Origin of the sequence: Maritalea myrionectae DSM 19524 (assembly GCF_000423365.1) — a bacterium.
Lineage (GTDB): Bacteria > Pseudomonadota > Alphaproteobacteria > Rhizobiales > Devosiaceae > Maritalea > Maritalea myrionectae.
In genome coordinates this window covers 165,144-181,024 of sequence record NZ_AUHV01000003.1, presented here as the reverse complement: position 1 = coordinate 181,024, position 15,881 = coordinate 165,144, and the positions used below count along the sequence as shown (strand labels likewise).

The 15,881-nt window shown below is 51.5% G+C and carries 15 protein-coding genes; 9 read left to right on the top strand and 6 right to left on the bottom strand.

All coding sequences use genetic code 11. The annotated features are described in order from the left end of the window. Positions 1–50: 50 nt before the first annotated feature. The 4 genes from ilvC to msrA all read left to right on the top strand — a co-directional run bounded on the left by ilvC (position 51) and on the right by msrA (position 4,784). Positions 51–1,070: a ketol-acid reductoisomerase gene (ilvC, locus tag G549_RS0106820; RefSeq protein ID WP_027834400.1), complete on the top strand. Its 1,020-nt coding sequence runs from the start codon at positions 51–53 to the stop codon at positions 1,068–1,070. A gap of 143 nt (positions 1,071–1,213) precedes the next feature. Continuing rightward, entirely contained in the window at positions 1,214–2,107 is an 894-nt protein-coding gene (locus G549_RS0106815) for a PhzF family phenazine biosynthesis protein (protein ID WP_027834399.1), read from the top strand. A 323-nt stretch (positions 2,108–2,430) separates the two neighbouring features. Continuing rightward, on the top strand, positions 2,431–3,993 hold the full coding sequence (locus G549_RS0106810) for a 2-isopropylmalate synthase (RefSeq protein WP_027834398.1): 1,563 nt from the start codon (positions 2,431–2,433) through the stop codon (positions 3,991–3,993). Positions 3,994–4,181: 188 nt separating this feature from the next. Further along, positions 4,182–4,784 carry a peptide-methionine (S)-S-oxide reductase MsrA gene (gene msrA / locus G549_RS0106805; protein ID WP_027834397.1) on the top strand — a complete coding sequence of 201 codons (603 nt, stop codon included), beginning with the start codon at positions 4,182–4,184 and terminating at the stop codon, positions 4,782–4,784. A 57-nt stretch (positions 4,785–4,841) separates the two neighbouring features. On the opposite strand, the gene G549_RS0106800 is transcribed toward msrA, so the two are convergent. The 3 genes from G549_RS0106800 to G549_RS0106790 all read right to left on the bottom strand — a co-directional run bounded on the left by G549_RS0106800 (position 4,842) and on the right by G549_RS0106790 (position 7,169). Next, the gene (locus G549_RS0106800; protein ID WP_027834396.1) at positions 4,842–5,828 is read right to left on the bottom strand and encodes an aldo/keto reductase; all 987 of its coding nucleotides are present in this window, start codon (positions 5,826–5,828) and stop codon (positions 4,842–4,844) included. A gap of 69 nt (positions 5,829–5,897) precedes the next feature. Beyond that, complete coding sequence (locus G549_RS19350; protein WP_051213513.1) at positions 5,898–6,719, bottom strand: mechanosensitive ion channel family protein; 822 nt, start codon at positions 6,717–6,719, stop codon at positions 5,898–5,900. A 15-nt stretch (positions 6,720–6,734) separates the two neighbouring features. Further along, entirely contained in the window at positions 6,735–7,169 is a 435-nt protein-coding gene (locus tag G549_RS0106790; RefSeq protein WP_169449618.1) for a GAF domain-containing protein, read from the bottom strand. A gap of 245 nt (positions 7,170–7,414) precedes the next feature. On the opposite strand from G549_RS0106790, the gene G549_RS19345 reads away from it, so the two are divergent. The 4 genes from G549_RS19345 to G549_RS0106770 all read left to right on the top strand — a co-directional run bounded on the left by G549_RS19345 (position 7,415) and on the right by G549_RS0106770 (position 11,111). After that, positions 7,415–8,020: a helix-turn-helix domain-containing protein gene (locus G549_RS19345; protein WP_051213512.1), complete on the top strand. Its 606-nt coding sequence runs from the start codon at positions 7,415–7,417 to the stop codon at positions 8,018–8,020. 248 nt (positions 8,021–8,268) lie between these two features. Then, on the top strand, positions 8,269–9,051 hold the full coding sequence (locus tag G549_RS19340) for a GntR family transcriptional regulator (protein WP_051213511.1): 783 nt from the start codon (positions 8,269–8,271) through the stop codon (positions 9,049–9,051). Between the two features lie 32 nt (positions 9,052–9,083). Beyond that, positions 9,084–9,866 carry a glucosamine-6-phosphate deaminase gene (gene nagB / locus G549_RS0106775; protein ID WP_027834394.1) on the top strand — a complete coding sequence of 261 codons (783 nt, stop codon included), beginning with the start codon at positions 9,084–9,086 and terminating at the stop codon, positions 9,864–9,866. 135 nt (positions 9,867–10,001) lie between these two features. Beyond that, positions 10,002–11,111 carry a lipid II:glycine glycyltransferase FemX gene (locus tag G549_RS0106770; RefSeq protein WP_027834393.1) on the top strand — a complete coding sequence of 370 codons (1,110 nt, stop codon included), beginning with the start codon at positions 10,002–10,004 and terminating at the stop codon, positions 11,109–11,111. Here G549_RS0106770 and cls read toward each other — a convergent pair. The 3 genes from cls to G549_RS0106755 all read right to left on the bottom strand — a co-directional run bounded on the left by cls (position 11,108) and on the right by G549_RS0106755 (position 13,479). Continuing rightward, a complete protein-coding gene (cls, locus tag G549_RS0106765; RefSeq protein WP_210162406.1) occupies positions 11,108–12,553 on the bottom strand; it encodes a cardiolipin synthase in 1,446 nt (481 codons plus the stop codon). The two genes, G549_RS0106770 and cls, sit on opposite strands and share 4 nt — an antisense overlap. 90 nt (positions 12,554–12,643) lie before the next feature. After that, positions 12,644–12,895, bottom strand: coding sequence for a nitrate/nitrite transporter NrtS (nrtS, locus tag G549_RS0106760; RefSeq protein WP_051213510.1), 252 nt, complete (start codon positions 12,893–12,895; stop codon positions 12,644–12,646). Positions 12,896–12,903: 8 nt separating this feature from the next. Further along, the gene (locus G549_RS0106755; protein WP_027834390.1) at positions 12,904–13,479 is read right to left on the bottom strand and encodes a hypothetical protein; all 576 of its coding nucleotides are present in this window, start codon (positions 13,477–13,479) and stop codon (positions 12,904–12,906) included. A 268-nt stretch (positions 13,480–13,747) separates the two neighbouring features. On the opposite strand from G549_RS0106755, the gene acs reads away from it, so the two are divergent. Then, positions 13,748–15,688 carry an acetate--CoA ligase gene (gene acs / locus G549_RS0106750; RefSeq protein ID WP_027834389.1) on the top strand — a complete coding sequence of 647 codons (1,941 nt, stop codon included), beginning with the start codon at positions 13,748–13,750 and terminating at the stop codon, positions 15,686–15,688. Positions 15,689–15,881 lie beyond the last annotated feature (193 nt).

The window sequence follows — 15,881 nt, the reverse complement described above, 5'->3', positions numbered from 1 at the left end:
GCCCCACGCAGATAAGAACCAAAAAAACGATATTAAGGGGAAACGCAATTATGCGTGTTTATTACGATCAAGACGCTGATCTAAATCTAATCAAGAGCAAAAAAGTTGCCATTATTGGTTATGGTAGCCAAGGTCGGGCACATGCGATGAATCTGAAAGATTCTGGTGTGACTGACATTGCGATTGGTTTGCGTGAGGGGTCATCCACCGCGAAGAAAGTGGAAGCTGATGGCCTTAAAGTGATGAGCGTTTCTGACATCGCTGCGTGGGCAGACGTGATGATGATGGCCACACCTGATGAGTTGCAGGCTGACATCTACAACAATGAAATTGCACCCAACATTCGTGATGGCGCAGCGATTGCTTTTGCCCACGGTTTGAACGTGCACTATGGCTTGATTGAGCCAAAAGACAGTGTTGATGTGATCATGATTGCGCCAAAGGGCCCAGGTCACACAGTGCGCGGCGAATTTGAAAAAGGTGGCGGTGTGCCTTGCCTTGTGGCGATCCACCACGATGCGACCGGCAATGCGCAAGATGTGGCATTGGCTTATGCTTCTGGTGTTGGTGGCGGCCGCTCAGGCATCATCGAAACCACGTTCAAAGAAGAGTGCGAAACCGACTTGTTTGGTGAGCAGGCTGTTTTGTGTGGCGGTTTGGTTGAATTGATCCGCGCAGGCTTTGAAACATTGGTGGAAGCTGGTTATGCGCCGGAAATGGCTTATTTCGAGTGCTTGCACGAAGTGAAATTGATTGTTGATCTGATTTATCAGGGCGGCATTGCCAACATGAACTACTCAATTTCAAACACAGCCGAATATGGCGAATATGTTACTGGCCCACGCATCGTGACGTCAGAAACAAAAGCCGAGATGAAGCGTGTGCTTGAAGATATTCAATCAGGTCGCTTTACGCGCGATTGGATGTTGGAATGTAAAGCTGGTCAGCCTAGCTTTAAGGCAACACGCCGCAATAATGACGCGCACCAAATCGAAGAAGTTGGTGAAAAACTTCGCGATATGATGCCATGGATTAAAGCTGGTGCTTTGGTGGACAAAGCCAAAAACTAGCTTTTGAAGGGGTAAACCCTAGCTCTCCCAGAGCTAACTATAGGGGCGCTTCGGCGCCCCTTTTTTTATTCAAACTTCGTTAGTCGTGGTCGTGTAAACTGAAACTGTTTCAATAGATCGAACGATTCAGTTTCGGAGTGTGCATGAAATATCCATTTATGATCGCGGACGTGTTCACGAAAGAACGCTTTGCCGGCAATCCGCTGGCCATTGTGTTCGAGGCGGATGGCTTGCCCGACGAGACCATGTTGAAGATTGCGCAAGAGTTCAATCTATCTGAGACGATATTCGTGCATAAGCCGCGCACTTTGCGCCATTTGGCAAAGGTGCGGATATTCACCCCAACGCGTGAACTTCCCTTTGCGGGGCACCCAACGGTTGGCGTTTCAGTAGCCCTTGGCCTGCGCCACAGCACCAGCGCGGTGCGATTGGAAGAGCAAATCGGCACCGTCGTCGCTGTCATGACGCCTTCGGGCAAAATGTCGGGCCACGCGCGGTTTGGTTTGCCAAAACTGCCGGAGCGGGTTGGAGAGGTTTCCAACGTTGATGATGTGGCCGAATGTTTAGGGCTTTTGCCGCATCAAATCGGATGTGGAGATCTGGTGCCTGCGGTCTATTCGGCGGGGGTTGCGTTTACAATGGTGCCGGTGAAAGACGCGTCAGTGCTTAAAGAAATCAAGTTTCAGCGGCGGGGTTGGGTTGATATATTTGGCGACCAGTCTACCGGCGTATTTGTTTATAGCCCCACGCCACTGGAAGATGATGTTGATTATGCCGCCCGCACCTTTGTTGACTTGAACGGCTTTAAGGAAGACCCGGCCACGGGCTCAGCGGTCTCTGCCATGATTGGGCAATTGATGGATCACGGTCGGTTTAAAGAAGGGCAGACGGATTTTGTGGTGCGCCAAGGGGTGGAAATGGGGCGTCCGGGCTTTATTGAAGCCCAAGCCAAGGTCGAGCAGGGCGCGTTGGTGCATGCGGGTTTGGGTGGCCATGTGGTCATCACAGGGCACGGCGAGCTGGATTTGTTGAGTTAAGTTGGCTGGCACTGGTCGGATTTGGACAAAAATGTCTAGAAATCTTAACGCGTCTCGATTAGACTTGCAGGTGATTTGAACCTAGTTTGCGTTAAACAGTTTTGGGTAGGCTATGACCCGTATGTTGCACAGCACTGATTATTCTGACCGTCGCCTCTTGGCCGACGGCCTGTTGCTGCGCGCGCAAAACCTATCTCTAGACCTACTCCTTATTAGCCCCTGAGTACCGACGGTTCTCATCAGGGAGAACGGGTATTTAGGGGAATTTGCACACCAAAGGTCAATTTTGGGCGATGCGCCCTGTCTAGAGAAAAGTTTTGAAAATGAGCGAACAAACACAAAATACCAATACCGATCAGGTCTTTATCTTTGATACCACCTTGCGCGATGGCGAACAGTCGCCGGGCGCGACCATGACGTTTGAAGAAAAGCTGCAAGTTGCCGAATTGTTGGACGATATGGGCGTCGATATTATCGAGGCTGGTTTCCCCATCGCGTCTAATGGTGACTTTGAGGCGGTGGCTGAGATTGCCCGTCGGTCGAAAAACTCCGTCATTGCTGGCTTGGCGCGCGCCATCCCCGCCGATATTGATCGGGCGGCTGAAGCGGTGCGCAACGCCAATCGCGGTCGTATCCATACATTCGTGTCCACATCGCCAATTCACTTGGCGCACCAAATGCGCAAGACTCAGGATGAAGTGTTGGAGATTGTCACCAAAACCGTGACTCAGGCCCGCAACTTGATTGATGATGTGGAATGGTCCGGCATGGACGCCACCCGCACGCCGATGGACTTTTTGGCCAAATGTGTGGAAGCGGCGATTAATGCTGGCGCAACCACCATCAATATTCCGGACACAGTCGGCTATGCGGTGCCGGAAGAATATTACAACATGATCAAAACCTTGATCGAAACTGTGCCTAATGCCGATAAGGCAATTTTCTCTACACATTGCCACAACGATTTGGGCTTGGCCGTCGCCAACTCATTGGCCGGGGTGCGCGCGGGTGCACGGCAGGTGGAATGTACGATCAATGGTTTGGGCGAACGGGCAGGTAATGCCGCGCTTGAAGAGATCGTGATGGCGATTAAAACCCGCGGCGATACCATGCCCTATCACACGGAAATCGATTCAACCCATTTGGCACGCGCGTCGAAGATTGTGGCGGCTGCGTCAAACTTCAATGTGCAGTTCAACAAAGCAATTGTGGGTAAAAACGCCTTTGCGCACGAAAGCGGCATCCACCAGGATGGCATGTTGAAAAACGCTGAGACCTACGAAATCATGACGCCGGAAAGTGTGGGCATCAAAGCCACCTCCTTGGTGATGGGTAAGCATTCGGGCCGCCATGCGTTCAAGGAAAAGCTGAAAGAATTGGGCTATGAGTTAGGCGACAACGCCTTCCAAGAGGCGTTCCAACGTTTCAAGGAATTGGCTGACCGTAAGAAGCACGTCTATGACGAAGATTTGGTGGCCTTGGTTGATGATGAAATGGGCTCAGTTGAAGATAAGATCAAGCTGGTCTCCATGAGCGTCAGCACCTCCACAGGTGGCGAGCATCGGTGCGACTTGGTGTTGTCGATTGAAGGCGAGCAGAAATCTGTTAGCGTCACGGGCACGGGCTCAGTTGATGCGATTTTCAATGCCATTAAAGCGGCTGTGGGTGCTGATCCGCACTTGGTGCTCTATGGTGTTGATGCGGTGACCGGCGGGACCGATGCCCAGGCCAACGCCCATGTGCGTTTGGAAATGGACGGCAAGATTGCATCAGGGCGTACCGCAGAGCCGGACACGTTGGTGGCGTCTGCACGGGCCTATCTGAACGCTTATAACCGTTTGTTGGTGGAGCGTGGGGCATCTGCTCAAGGGGCGATGGCTGGATAGTCCACTTGACTCATAGGGCAAGAGATTCAAGCCCTTCAAATTGACTCATAGGTCAGCTTGCAGCTTGCTGCTGATTTGACTCATACGGAAAGGTGCCGGAATTGTTTCGGCACCTTTTTTGACGTTATGGTGATTTGTAAGTGAACTTTGTCGGCGTCATGTTCGTTTCCATACAAAGGAGAATGAACATGCGAGCATTTATTTATATCGCTCTAGCAAGTCTGATGAGCGTCGGTGCGGCGCAGGCCGTGGAAGAGCGCGCCACATTCGCAGGCGGATGTTTTTGGTGCGTGGAAGCTGATTACGAAAAAGTCGAGGGCGTCACGGAAGCCATCTCCGGCTATACGGGTGGTACCGTGGAAGACCCTACCTATGAGCAAGTGACCGCTGGTGGCACAGGCCACTATGAAGTGGTTGAGGTTGTTTTTGACAATGACGTGGTGAGCTATCGTGAACTGGTCGATATTTTCTGGCGCACGGTGGATCCTGTTGATGTGGGCGGTCAATTCTGTGACCGGGGCAACAGCTATCGCACGGCCGTGTTCACCCGAACAGCGGATCAGGAAGCTGCGGCGCTGGCCTCAAAAGAACAGGCTGAAGCGGCGCTTGGTCAGCGTATTCTGACGCCAATCATTGAAGATGATCGCTTTTACAAAGCTGAAGAATACCACCAGGATTACTACACCAAAAATCCAATACGCTATAATTTCTATCGCTTGACCTGCGGTCGCGACAAACGCGTGAAAGAGCTTTGGGGCGACCAAGCCTATCAGGGCATTGACGCGAAATAAGCAATAAGACATCAGGGCGAGGCGGTGTGGTTCATCGCCTCGCCCGTGGTGTTTTGATTAGCTGAAATTGCCTTTTACCAGCTCGTCTATTTCGTGCAGAACATCCACGTCCAGCGGACCAAATTCAAGCGCACCTGCATTTTCATGGGCTTGCGCTTCGGTTCTAAAGCCGGGGATGGGCAGGGCGCGATCACTTTGAGCCCAAATCCACCCTAATGCGCCTTGAGCCGTGGTGCGGCCACCAGTTGTGAGTAACTCACGTATGCCCTCGAGGCGCGTCTGGGCTTCTTCCTCAGATTGCACACTGCCCATCTTTTTCATCCAAGGTGTGCCGCTTGAGCGCACGTCATCCTCACCAAAACTGTGGTTGAGTTTGTAGTTGCCGCTCAACATGCCCATGGCGAGGGGCGCGCGGTTGATGGAGACCATGTCGTTCTCTTCCACCAGAGCCAATGTTTCTGTGGCTGGCGTGAAGAGGTTTAGATCATGCTGGATTGAACGATAGTTCTTGCCGCCAAGCCATTGCTTGGAATGGTCTGGATAGTCGCTCGACCAGCCATAGGCGCGGATCAGCCCTTCGGAGACGAGCTCTTCCAACGCGCTTTGTGTTTCCTGCGCGTCATCGCCATCCAGATCATCAATGTGTAATTGATAGAGGTCGATATAATCGCGATTTAGGCGGCGGAGCGATGCTTGCACGGCCTTGCGGATATAAGCGCGGTCGGCGCCCCGGCCAGTGACCTGCTTTGTGTCCTCGTCGAACTGATTGCCAAACTTGGTGGCCACAATGATATCATCGTGTCCTTTAAGGGCTTCGCCCAACACTTTTTCCGAATGGCCAGCGCCATAAACGTCGGCCGTATCGAAAAAGCGGATGCCAGCATCCAATGCGACTTGAATGGCGCGTTTTGATTCATTGTCGTCGACCACGCCCCAGCCGACCGGGATAGCATCGGCCCAAAACGGGCCGCCAATGGCCCAGCAGCCAAATCCAAGGCGTGGGATTGTTTGACCATCCCAAAGTGTGATGTTTTCCATACTCATTCGATCCTACTTTTCGAGTTGGTCTAATGGCAAGTAGGGGGCCTCGCGGGCCCTTAGGTCAAGGCCTAATTATTCATCGGTGGTCGGGCGCACCAATTGAACATGCGGGAACGGAATAGCCACGCCGGCCGCATCCAATGCCAATTTGCCTTTTTCGTTCATGGACATGGCGGTTTCCCAATAGTCTTCTGTTTTGGTCCAGCAGCGCAGTTGCAGATCAATTGAGCTGTCGCCAAGGCCCATGACATAGACCACAGGTTCGGGTGCTTTGAGCACACGCTCATCTTGCGCGGCTGCGGCCAGCAGGGCCGCACGGGCTTTTGATATGTCCGCGCTGTAATCGATGCCGACACTGAAGTCGACGCGACGGGTCATTTCGCGGTTGTAATTGACGATGGTTGCGTCCCAAATCTTTGAATTTGGCGCAAAAAGAAATTTGCCGTCCAGGGTGCGCATGCGGGTGGCGAACAGGCCAACCTGCTTGACGATGCCATTGATGCCGTCGGCTTCCACATAATCGCCAACATTGAAGGGGCGCAGCCAAAGCAGCATCACACCCGCTGCGATGTTTGACAGGGTGCCTTGCAGCGCGAGGGCAATGGCCAAACCTGCGGCACCGAGCACCGCGAGGATTGATGCCGTTTGCACGCCCAACTCACTCAGCGCGATGACAATCGCAATGATGAGCACCAAATAGCGCACGATTTGCGAGATCATCGGCGCAATTGTCTCATCAAAGGCCTTGTTGTGGGGCAATACCCTTATGATGGCGGAGGAGAGCCAACCTGAGGCAAACCAGCCTACAATAATAACAATTATGGCGACGATGGCGGCCATGCCATAGGTGGAGCCCCATTCAACCGTTGATGTGACGATGGATTCGAACTGCATAATGCGCTGATTGACCTATGCTTTGGTTAGCTTGGATTGTTGCAGCATAATACAAAGCATGGCGGTGAGAACAAGCTCTTGTGTTTGCTTTATCCGCGCCGGGGTAAAATGATTATCTTCATGCAATAGATTTAGTGAACCGACAGTTTTGCCATCAATAATGATGGGCATATTCAAAACGGAAGTGCAGCCGTGGGCTGAGAAAAACTCTTTGTCGGCGAATTGCTCGTCCATTTCGTCCAAGCTGTTGGCGACAAAGGTGTTTTGATTGACAATCACATGCTCGTGCCAAGGATTTTTCGTGATCGGTTTGCTGTCATCGGTGGGGTATAAATCTGGGCGATTGGTATAGATTCGACGTGCGCGACCCGCTTCAAAATCAAGCCACATCAAGGTGACAAGTTTAGCGCCGACCTGTTGTTGTACTTCTTGTTCTAAACGCGCGTACAAGTTGGTTTCGGCGTCGGGTTGCGAAATGATTCTGGCCAATTCTTGCATTGTTATATTGTACTCTTTAGAAATTGCCGCGTGAATATTGGGTTTTTTCCCTAGTATTTGGCGACACAATGTGATTTTTAAGCGAGGCTTTATCTAAAGCCGTTGAAAACTGAGAATCGTCGTGTCACGGACTATTCCAGCAGAACAGTAAAACAATTTTTGTTATATCAAAAATTTTTCGATAGGTAACCGAAAATATGACAAAAGGCTCTTCCAAAACCCTCAATGCGCACACAGGTCAGCCATTGATTGGCGCGCTTATTCGTGAACGGCGGCGCAAATTGAACATGACGTTGAAGGCGTTGGGTGAAGCGGCAAACCTATCTGTTGGCTTTCTCAGTCAGGTGGAGCGGGATCAAGCCACGCCCTCTTTAGGGGCATTGTCGCTTATTTCGCGCAGTTTGGATGTAGAGATGGAATATTTCATTTCTTCGCCGGCTGTGATCCGGGGGACCACCAAATCGGGTGAAAGAGAGAGCTTTTCTGTTGATGATTCGTCACTGAAATATGAGCGCTTGGGCGCAGATTTTGCCGGAAACGTGCTTTCGTCCTTTATCATCACTGTGCCTGCCGGCTATCAGTCGGAGACGGTCAGTCATGAAGGCGAAGAGATTATTTTCATTCTTGAAGGTGAAGTGACCACCGATGTTGAGGGTGAATCTGTGGCGCTGGCAGCGGGCGATAGCCTGCATTTTCGGTCCACACGGCAACATAGCTGGCGCAATGTGACGGATCGGGATGCGCGTATTTTGTGGACGGGTACTGTGCCCATCTTTTGGTCTGGCGGTTCTGCCAAATCCTGATCTGCCGCATCTGTTTGCTGAAAACGCGAATATGGGCTTTTAATCAAAGGATTCTTGGCTAAACTCAGTTATCGACACTGTTTGCCGACAGTTGTGCAGTTTCAAATTGACGGTATAGGTATTTTATTGGTATCTTTGGCGGGCAGCAGCCTGTGCTGCCGAGTCTTCTTTATTTGTAGGCGATATGAAAATGCACCGTTGTGATCAAAAGCAATCAGTTTCCAATTGGTGTATCTTGGAGGAATAGAGTGGACGACTTGGCAGCACCAGAACATGATCCAGCGCAGCTTATTGATCATTTGAAATCCGCGTTGACCCGTCCAGGCGCACGTTATGGTGTGTTGACCGAAGGGTTGCGCGACGCCATTGAGCGTGGTGTGCTTGGCCCTGGCGACTTTTTGCCTGCGGAGCGCGAGTTGTCTGAAAAGCTGGGTTTGTCTCGTGTGACCATTCGGAGTGCATTCAAGCCGTTATTGACCGACGGGCAATTGGTGCAAAAACGAGGATTAGGCACCTATGTGCCGCGCAATCGGCCGCGGTCGATCGAAAAATCCTTGGCGTTTTTGAACGGGTTTTCCGAAGACATTCGCAATCGTGGTATGGAGCCGAGTTCTAAGCTGGTCTTTAAAGGGGTGGTGTTGCCACAACCTGATGTGGCCATGGCTTTGGGCGTGTCATTTGACACGTTGGTTTCATGTTTTCGGCGTATTCGTTATGCGGATAATGCCATCATGGCGTACGAGCTTGCCTATTTCCCCACCTCGATCATCAATGCCGATCATGTTGCCGAAGGGGACTCGCTTTATGAGTTGCTTCAGGCCGGGGGCTATCGTCCGGTCAAAGCCCAGCAAAGTCTTCGTGCGGTGAATTGCACGGCGGAGTTGGCTGGGTTTTTGGGCGTGAAAGAAGGTGACGCGGTTTTGGATATCGAGCGTCGCTCGTTTGACCAATCAGGTGCTGCAATGGAGTTTACGCGATCCTATTATCGTGGGGATCGCTACGTATTTGCAACCGAAATGCGGGCGGAGTAGCGCCGCATAATACCGAACGACTGGAGATTAAGGTGCGATTGGTCATTCTAGAAAATGCCGAGGCCGTAGCCGATTTTGCGTGTGATTATTTTGTTGATCAGCTTAAAGCGCAGCCGAATTCAATTTTGGGCTTGGCGACCGGGTCATCACCTGTTGCGCTTTATCAGCGTTTGATTGGGGCCAATCAGCGCGGTGAGGTGAGCTTTAAAGATGTCACCAGCTTCAATTTGGATGAGTATATCGGGTTGGCGGGCGATCATGCGCAGAGTTACCGCCACTTTATGAATGAAAAATTGTTCGATCACATCGATATCGACAAGGCGCGCACCCACGTGCCTGACGGGGCCGCCGCTGATCCGAATGCGGAGTGCGTGCGCTATGAAAAAGAGATCCAAGCGGCAGGCGGCATTGATCTGCAATTGTTGGGTATCGGCGTGAACGGGCATATCGGCTTTAACGAGCCTTTGTCGAGCCTTGCGTCCCGCACACGGGTCAAAACACTCACTAAATCAACGATTAAAGCCAATTCACGATATTTTGATGCGGATGAGTTCCAGCCAACCGATGCGATCACCACCGGGATTGGCACCATTTTGGATGCGAAGGAAGTGCTGCTCTTGGCAACAGGCGCAACAAAGGCCGAAGCGGTGCGCGGGTGCGTGGAAGGCCCGGTATCTGCGGCGTGTCCAGCTTCTGCGTTACAAATGCATCAGCATGCTGTTGTGGTTGTCGATGAAGAGGCAGCCTCACTTTTGAGCATGAAAGAATATGCGCAGTGGGCCGAGCAGCGTCATATCGAGCTTGAGCAAGCCTAGCGGTTTCCACCACCCTTACCAAATCTTATCACTTGTCGTGTTTTAACTAAGTTTGGGTAAAATCGTCGTCAATATACCGAGACTTCAGTATAGAAACGACGGGGTTGGCCCGAGTTGGATCGTTTGATGGGTGGAATGGCATTGGCTGTAGAATTAGATCAGGTGACCGTTGATCAATCCTTGCGCGTGGAAGAGATGGACGCCGCCAGTTGGGATGCGCAAGCGCATCTGTTTGATGATGTTTGTCAGGAACAATTGGATGTCTTCGCCTCTGAGCGTTGGCCGGCCATGCAGCTTGATCGCTTGAATTTTTATGCTGGTGACCGCCTCATTGCGGGCTGTTTGGTGATGCACCGCACCGCGCCAATGGGGCTTGGTGGTTTGGCCGTTTGTAAATGGGGGCCGATACTTCTCGACAATAGTTTGCCCAGCGCACGTGCCGATTATCAGGCCGTTGTTGATTGGCTTAAGCATGAATATGCGGTGAAGCGGCGTTTGATGCTGTCCATCTTGCCGCGCGCGGTGCCCGTTGAACCAAATCCGGCATTCGAATATCTGCGCGAAAGTGGCTTCAAAAAAGGGGCCGGATTGCCCTTTCCCAATCGCTATTTCGTCAATGTCGATCTCTCTGATGATGAGATGCGCGCCAGCTTTAATCAAAAGTGGCGCAAGCATTTGCGCAATTCAGAAAAAAATGAAATGCGGTTTGAGCATGTTGGCCCAGACAAAATGTCAGAATTTAACGCGCTTTATGAAGAGATGACGGCGCGCAAGCAGTTTCCCGATTATTCCGCCTATGACTCGCTCAACCATTTGATGGACAATATTGATCCCTCGATCCGTCCTGAGATTTTCATGGTCTATCATGAACAAGAAGCGGTGGCTGGGGCGATTGTTTTTGTGGGCGGCGACACGGCCGTTTATCTTTATGGCGCGACCAATGATAAAGCGTTGCCGATGCAAGCGGGCTATTTCATGCATTGGGAAATCATGCGTTGGTTGGGCACTCAGCCCCGGGTCAAATGGTATGATTTGGGTGGTACGGATGGCTTTTTGGGGCTACACCAGTTCAAAAAGGGCATGGCGGGCAAGGCGGGTGCGATCACGACAGTGCCCCCGGTGATGAATTATGCCCATTGGTTTGTGCCGCGGTTGGTTGGTGAAACCCTGTTTTTGATCCGCGATGTGAAGGCGAACGCGATGCGGTGGGTCAACTCATTCCGCAAAAAAGGGCCGAACGACTAGAGCACCGGCCCCAACGTGCCAATCACATTATGCCAAATCCTTACGGGCAGTCGCCAGCTGCTCACTTCTTCCAGGTGAACTTCAATAGAATTTTTCAAATATTGCTGTTGCCGCTCGTTCACTTCGTTTGTGAATATTTTGTCATAGATGATGGTGTTGTTTTCATAGTTTAGATCGAAGCTGCGCAAATCCAGGTTTGACGAGCCAATCATGGTTACGCGGCCATCAATGGTGAGGCATTTTGCGTGCAGCAACCCACCGACATATTCATGCACCCGGATGCCTGCGGTCAACACTTCTGGGTAGAATGATTTGGCGGCGGTGGCGACCACCCAGCTGTCATTTTTCCGCGGCACAATCATATTGATTTTCACACCACGGATGGCCGCGGCACACAAGGCGTTGAGCACGATAATGTCGGGCACAAAATAGGGGGTGGTGATGTTGATCTCTTCATCGGCCGATTGGATCAGCGTTGCGAACAAATGCGCTGCGGCACCGCGCCGTTCTGTTGGGCCGTTGCCGTTCACTTGTGCCACAAAGCCATTTTCAACAGGTGTGCCATTGAGCGGAAATGAATCTAGATGCGCGTCGGCGCGGCGGCTCATCCAATCGCTCGCAAATAGCAGCTGGGTTTGGTTGACCACGGGGCCTTCCATTCGCGCCATAATATCAATCCATGGGGCATATTTTGCCTTTGGGCGAAATTCTGGATCTGCGCAATTCTGGCTGCCGCAATAAACAATTTTGCCATCAATAAGCGTGATTTTGCGGTGATTGCGCAGGTCAAACCGGTTCAACAGGTGCGTTGCGATCATGCTTTCAAACGGCATGGCGGTTTCTGTTTGCACGCCCGCGCGTTGCATTTTGACCCACAAATCAGATTTGAGCAGCGCGCGTGAGCCGATCGCATCGGCCATGACGCGGCAGGCGACGCCGCGCTGAGCGGCCCGGATCACCGCTTCGGCGATTTCGGTGCCTGTCGTATCCGTTAGCCAAATATAATAGAGCAGATGCACATGGTCTTTGGCTTGATCAATGTCTTCAATGATCCGTCGCCGCGTTTCGTCGGCGTCGGCCATCAGTTCGGCGCTGTTGCCATCGGAAAGGGGAAAGTCATTGATGGTTTGGGCATATTCGAAGATGGCATGATAGCGTTGGGGCACCTTTTTATAGGGTGCCGGGTCGCCGCATAGCTTTTCATGCTCCAGTTCTTTCATCTGGGTTAGCAAACGGGCTTTGCTGGAGCGTAGCTTTTGCGAGATGTGCACTTCACCCAGCAGGGCGTACAGCACCGTGCCCGCCACCGGGAGTGTGATGACCACAATGAACCAGGCCAGCCGTGCGGAGCTGGAAATATGCTTGCGGGCGAGGATGCGCAAGGTGATGCCCGACACAATTGCAATATAGACCGCTGTCCCAAATGTGATGATGTTCAGCACTTATGCTCGATCCTTTGATGCGCTTTTACAAATTGCGTTGTACGCTAAATGCGCTGCAAATCTGGCATGTTAAAGGAGAGGGGGCAAGAATTACGTCTTATGGACGGGGTTTGATCTCTGTTCACGCTTTTCAAGCACGGCGCTGACCGACGCTGTGGTGCAAACCACAAAGGGCACGCAATAGGTGAGCGCAATTTTGATCAGGTCTGTCATGAGCAATTGCCCGATCATCAAGCGGTCATAATAATTGATCAACATTAGCAGGGTGCCCACAATCAGCGCCGTTTTTAGGCACCGTTTGCGAATGCCCGGCAGCATTGCTGTTTGCAGCCACACTTTCATATTGCCCCCTATTTGCCGAAAATTTTGAGGACTTTGCGTTTGAGACGCTCGAGGCGCCCAGGCACCCGGAAGGGGCGATAGCCGGGCACCGTTTTCTCCATCTGGATCTCAAAAATTTTGTAATCTTCGCCGAAAATATGATTGTTCAGTTGGGCCACCTCGGTCCAGCCATAGCGCGCCAGAATGATGTTGGCTTTTTCGTTGGTTGTGCGGGTAAAGGTCACCAATTTATGCCAATGCCCATTGTCGAACATTTGTAGAAAACTCTTGTTGGCCTTGATCGCGATGGTTGAGGCGCGGTGTTCGGGCAAAATGTAGGACCAGTACAGAAACACGACGCCATTGTCGGGGCCGGAGATCATGATGCCCACTTTTTCATCGCCTTTGCGCAGAACGAACAGATGTTGTGGGTCATATTCCCAAAGCGCGGTGATGAAGTGAATGTTCATGCGTTCACGTTCGGCCTCTTTGAACGCGTCACAATAGAACTCAGATTCGTCGATGGCGCGGTGCACCATGTATAAAACCCAATCGATTTCATCCTCACGTGCAGGTTGAAAATTTGGTGTTTTTGCGTCGGACATGTCCCAATTCCCCATTTGGTGTTGCGCCAGTTTGGGGTAATCTTCTTTAAAAGTGTTGAATATACGTGGTCGGTTGCACAATAATTCAGCGAAAACCGGTCTAAATCGGGGCTGGTGATATTGACCGATGGCCCCGCAACCATTAGCCCTTTTAGCACGGTGTTGTGGGGACAACTCACATATTCAATTTGGATGTGTGTTGACCGTATTCAACTGGAGGTCGGCAACGGTCTCTTTATGATTGGATTGATCGAGGAGGAACCGTCCAATGAGTTCGGACATTTACCAACCACCTAAAGATATTGTCTCACGCACATTGACCACAAAGGATCAGTACGACGCGCTTTATGCGCAGTCGGTCAATGATCCTGAGGGATTTTGGAAAGAGCAGGCCAAGCGCATCGATTGGATGAAAGAGCCGACCAAAATCAAAAACACGACTTTCGAATACCCAGATGTGTCAATCAAATGGTTTGAAGACGGCGAGTTGAACGTTTCAGTCAACTGCATTGACCGTCATTTGAAAGACCGCGCTGACGAAACCGCGATCATTTGGGAAGGCGACGAGCCTGATACAGATGAGCATATCACTTATGCCCAGTTGCACCGTCGCGTGTGTCGCTTTGCCAATGTGTTGAAGGAATTGGGTGTGAAAAAGGGTGACCGCGTCACCATTTATTTGCCCATGATCCCAGAAGCGGCCTACGCAATGTTGGCGTGTACGCGCATCGGCGCCGTTCACTCCGTTGTGTTTGGTGGCTTTTCCCCTGAAGCTTTGGCGGGCCGGATTAACGACTGTGACAGCGCTGTCGTTGTGACCGCTGACGAAGGTCGTCGCGGTGGCAAAACCGTGCCGTTGAAGGCCAATGTGGACGAGGCACTGAAACATGCCCATGGTGTTGAAAAAGTGCTGGTGGTGGAAAACACCGGCAACGACATCAAAATGAAGGGTGGCCGCGACGTTTGGTGGCACGAGGCTGCAACTGGCGTTGACGAGTTTTGTAAGCCAGAGCGGATGAATGCGGAAGATCCACTATTTATCCTTTACACTTCTGGCTCCACAGGCACGCCCAAAGGTGTGCTGCACACAACGGGCGGCTACCTTGTTTATACCTCACTGACCCATGAAGTGACGTTTGATTACAAGCAGGGCGACATTTATTGGTGCACTGCCGATGTGGGTTGGGTAACAGGCCACTCCTATATTCTTTATGGCCCATTGGCGAATGGGGCGACCACGCTGATGTTTGAAGGCGTGCCAAACTACCCGGATGCTTCGCGGTTCTGGCAGGTTTGTGACAAGCACAAAGTCAATATTTTCTACACTGCACCAACTGCCATTCGGGCTTTGATGGGCGCTGGTGATGAATATGTTGACGGGGCGGATCTTTCTTCCCTGCGCATTTTGGGTTCTGTGGGTGAGCCAATCAACCCAGAGGCTTGGGAGTGGTACAATAAGCATGTTGGCCGCGGCAAATGTGCGATTGTGGACACGTGGTGGCAGACCGAGACGGGCGGGTTTATGATCACGCCGTTGCCAGGTGCGACACCAACAAAACCCGGTTCAGCCACAATGCCATTTTACGGCGTACAGCCTGAGATTTTGGACCAAGAAGGCAATGTGCAAACGGACACCAAAGCTGAAGGCGTGTTGTGCATCAAGGACAGTTGGCCAGCCCAAATGCGCACTGTTTATGGCGACCATAAGCGGTTTGTATCGACCTATTTTGAGACCTATAAGGGCTACTATTTCTCGGGTGACGGCTGTCGTCGAGATGAAGATGGCTATTACTGGATCACGGGTCGGGTCGACGATGTGCTGAACGTTTCTGGCCACCGCATGGGCACGGCTGAGATTGAAAGCTCGCTGGTTGCACATGATAAGGTTTCAGAAGCGGCTGTTGTTGGCTATCCGCACGATGTGAAGGGGCAGGGCGTTTATTGCTATGTGACCTTGATGTCAGGCGAAGAACCAAGTGAAGAGCTGAAAAAGGAATTGCGCAATTGGGTACGCAAAGAAATTGGCCCGATCGCGTCGCCAGATTTGATCCAGTTTGCACCAGGATTGCCCAAGACACGTTCCGGCAAAATCATGCGTCGTATTCTACGTAAGGTTGCGGAAAACGATTTTGGCTCGTTGGGTGATACCTCAACTTTGGCCGATCCATCGGTGGTGGACGATTTGATCGAAAACCGGGCAAACCGATAACTCATTGTAGTTGATCGTATTTTAGGCGCTGCGCGGATTTTTTCACGCAGCGTTTTTTTATTCTTTTGGTTAAATAATTTACCTTTATTAACCTCGTTTGGTTTCAAAATTAATTGTTAACGTCCTGTTTGCACTACCATTCTTAGTATGAGGTAGGTTCAAAAACTGAGGCAGGATCATGGGCAGATTTGCC

What these genes read in the sequence shown, in the direction of transcription:
- ilvC (WP_027834400.1), top strand. Translation starts at nt 51, where the DNA reads ATGCGTGTTTATTACGATCAAGACGCTGATCTAAATCTAATCAAGAGC.
- G549_RS0106815 (WP_027834399.1), top strand. Translation starts at nt 1,214, where the DNA reads ATGAAATATCCATTTATGATCGCGGACGTGTTCACGAAAGAACGCTTT.
- G549_RS0106810 (WP_027834398.1), top strand. Translation starts at nt 2,431, where the DNA reads ATGAGCGAACAAACACAAAATACCAATACCGATCAGGTCTTTATCTTT.
- msrA (WP_027834397.1), top strand. Translation starts at nt 4,182, where the DNA reads ATGCGAGCATTTATTTATATCGCTCTAGCAAGTCTGATGAGCGTCGGT.
- G549_RS0106800 (WP_027834396.1), bottom strand. Translation starts at nt 5,828, where the DNA reads ATGAGTATGGAAAACATCACACTTTGGGATGGTCAAACAATCCCACGC.
- G549_RS19350 (WP_051213513.1), bottom strand. Translation starts at nt 6,719, where the DNA reads ATGCAGTTCGAATCCATCGTCACATCAACGGTTGAATGGGGCTCCACC.
- G549_RS19345 (WP_051213512.1), top strand. Translation starts at nt 7,415, where the DNA reads ATGACAAAAGGCTCTTCCAAAACCCTCAATGCGCACACAGGTCAGCCA.
- G549_RS0106770 (WP_027834393.1), top strand. Translation starts at nt 10,002, where the DNA reads ATGGCATTGGCTGTAGAATTAGATCAGGTGACCGTTGATCAATCCTTG.
- nrtS (WP_051213510.1), bottom strand. Translation starts at nt 12,895, where the DNA reads ATGAAAGTGTGGCTGCAAACAGCAATGCTGCCGGGCATTCGCAAACGG.
- G549_RS0106755 (WP_027834390.1), bottom strand. Translation starts at nt 13,479, where the DNA reads ATGTCCGACGCAAAAACACCAAATTTTCAACCTGCACGTGAGGATGAA.
- acs (WP_027834389.1), top strand. Translation starts at nt 13,748, where the DNA reads ATGAGTTCGGACATTTACCAACCACCTAAAGATATTGTCTCACGCACA.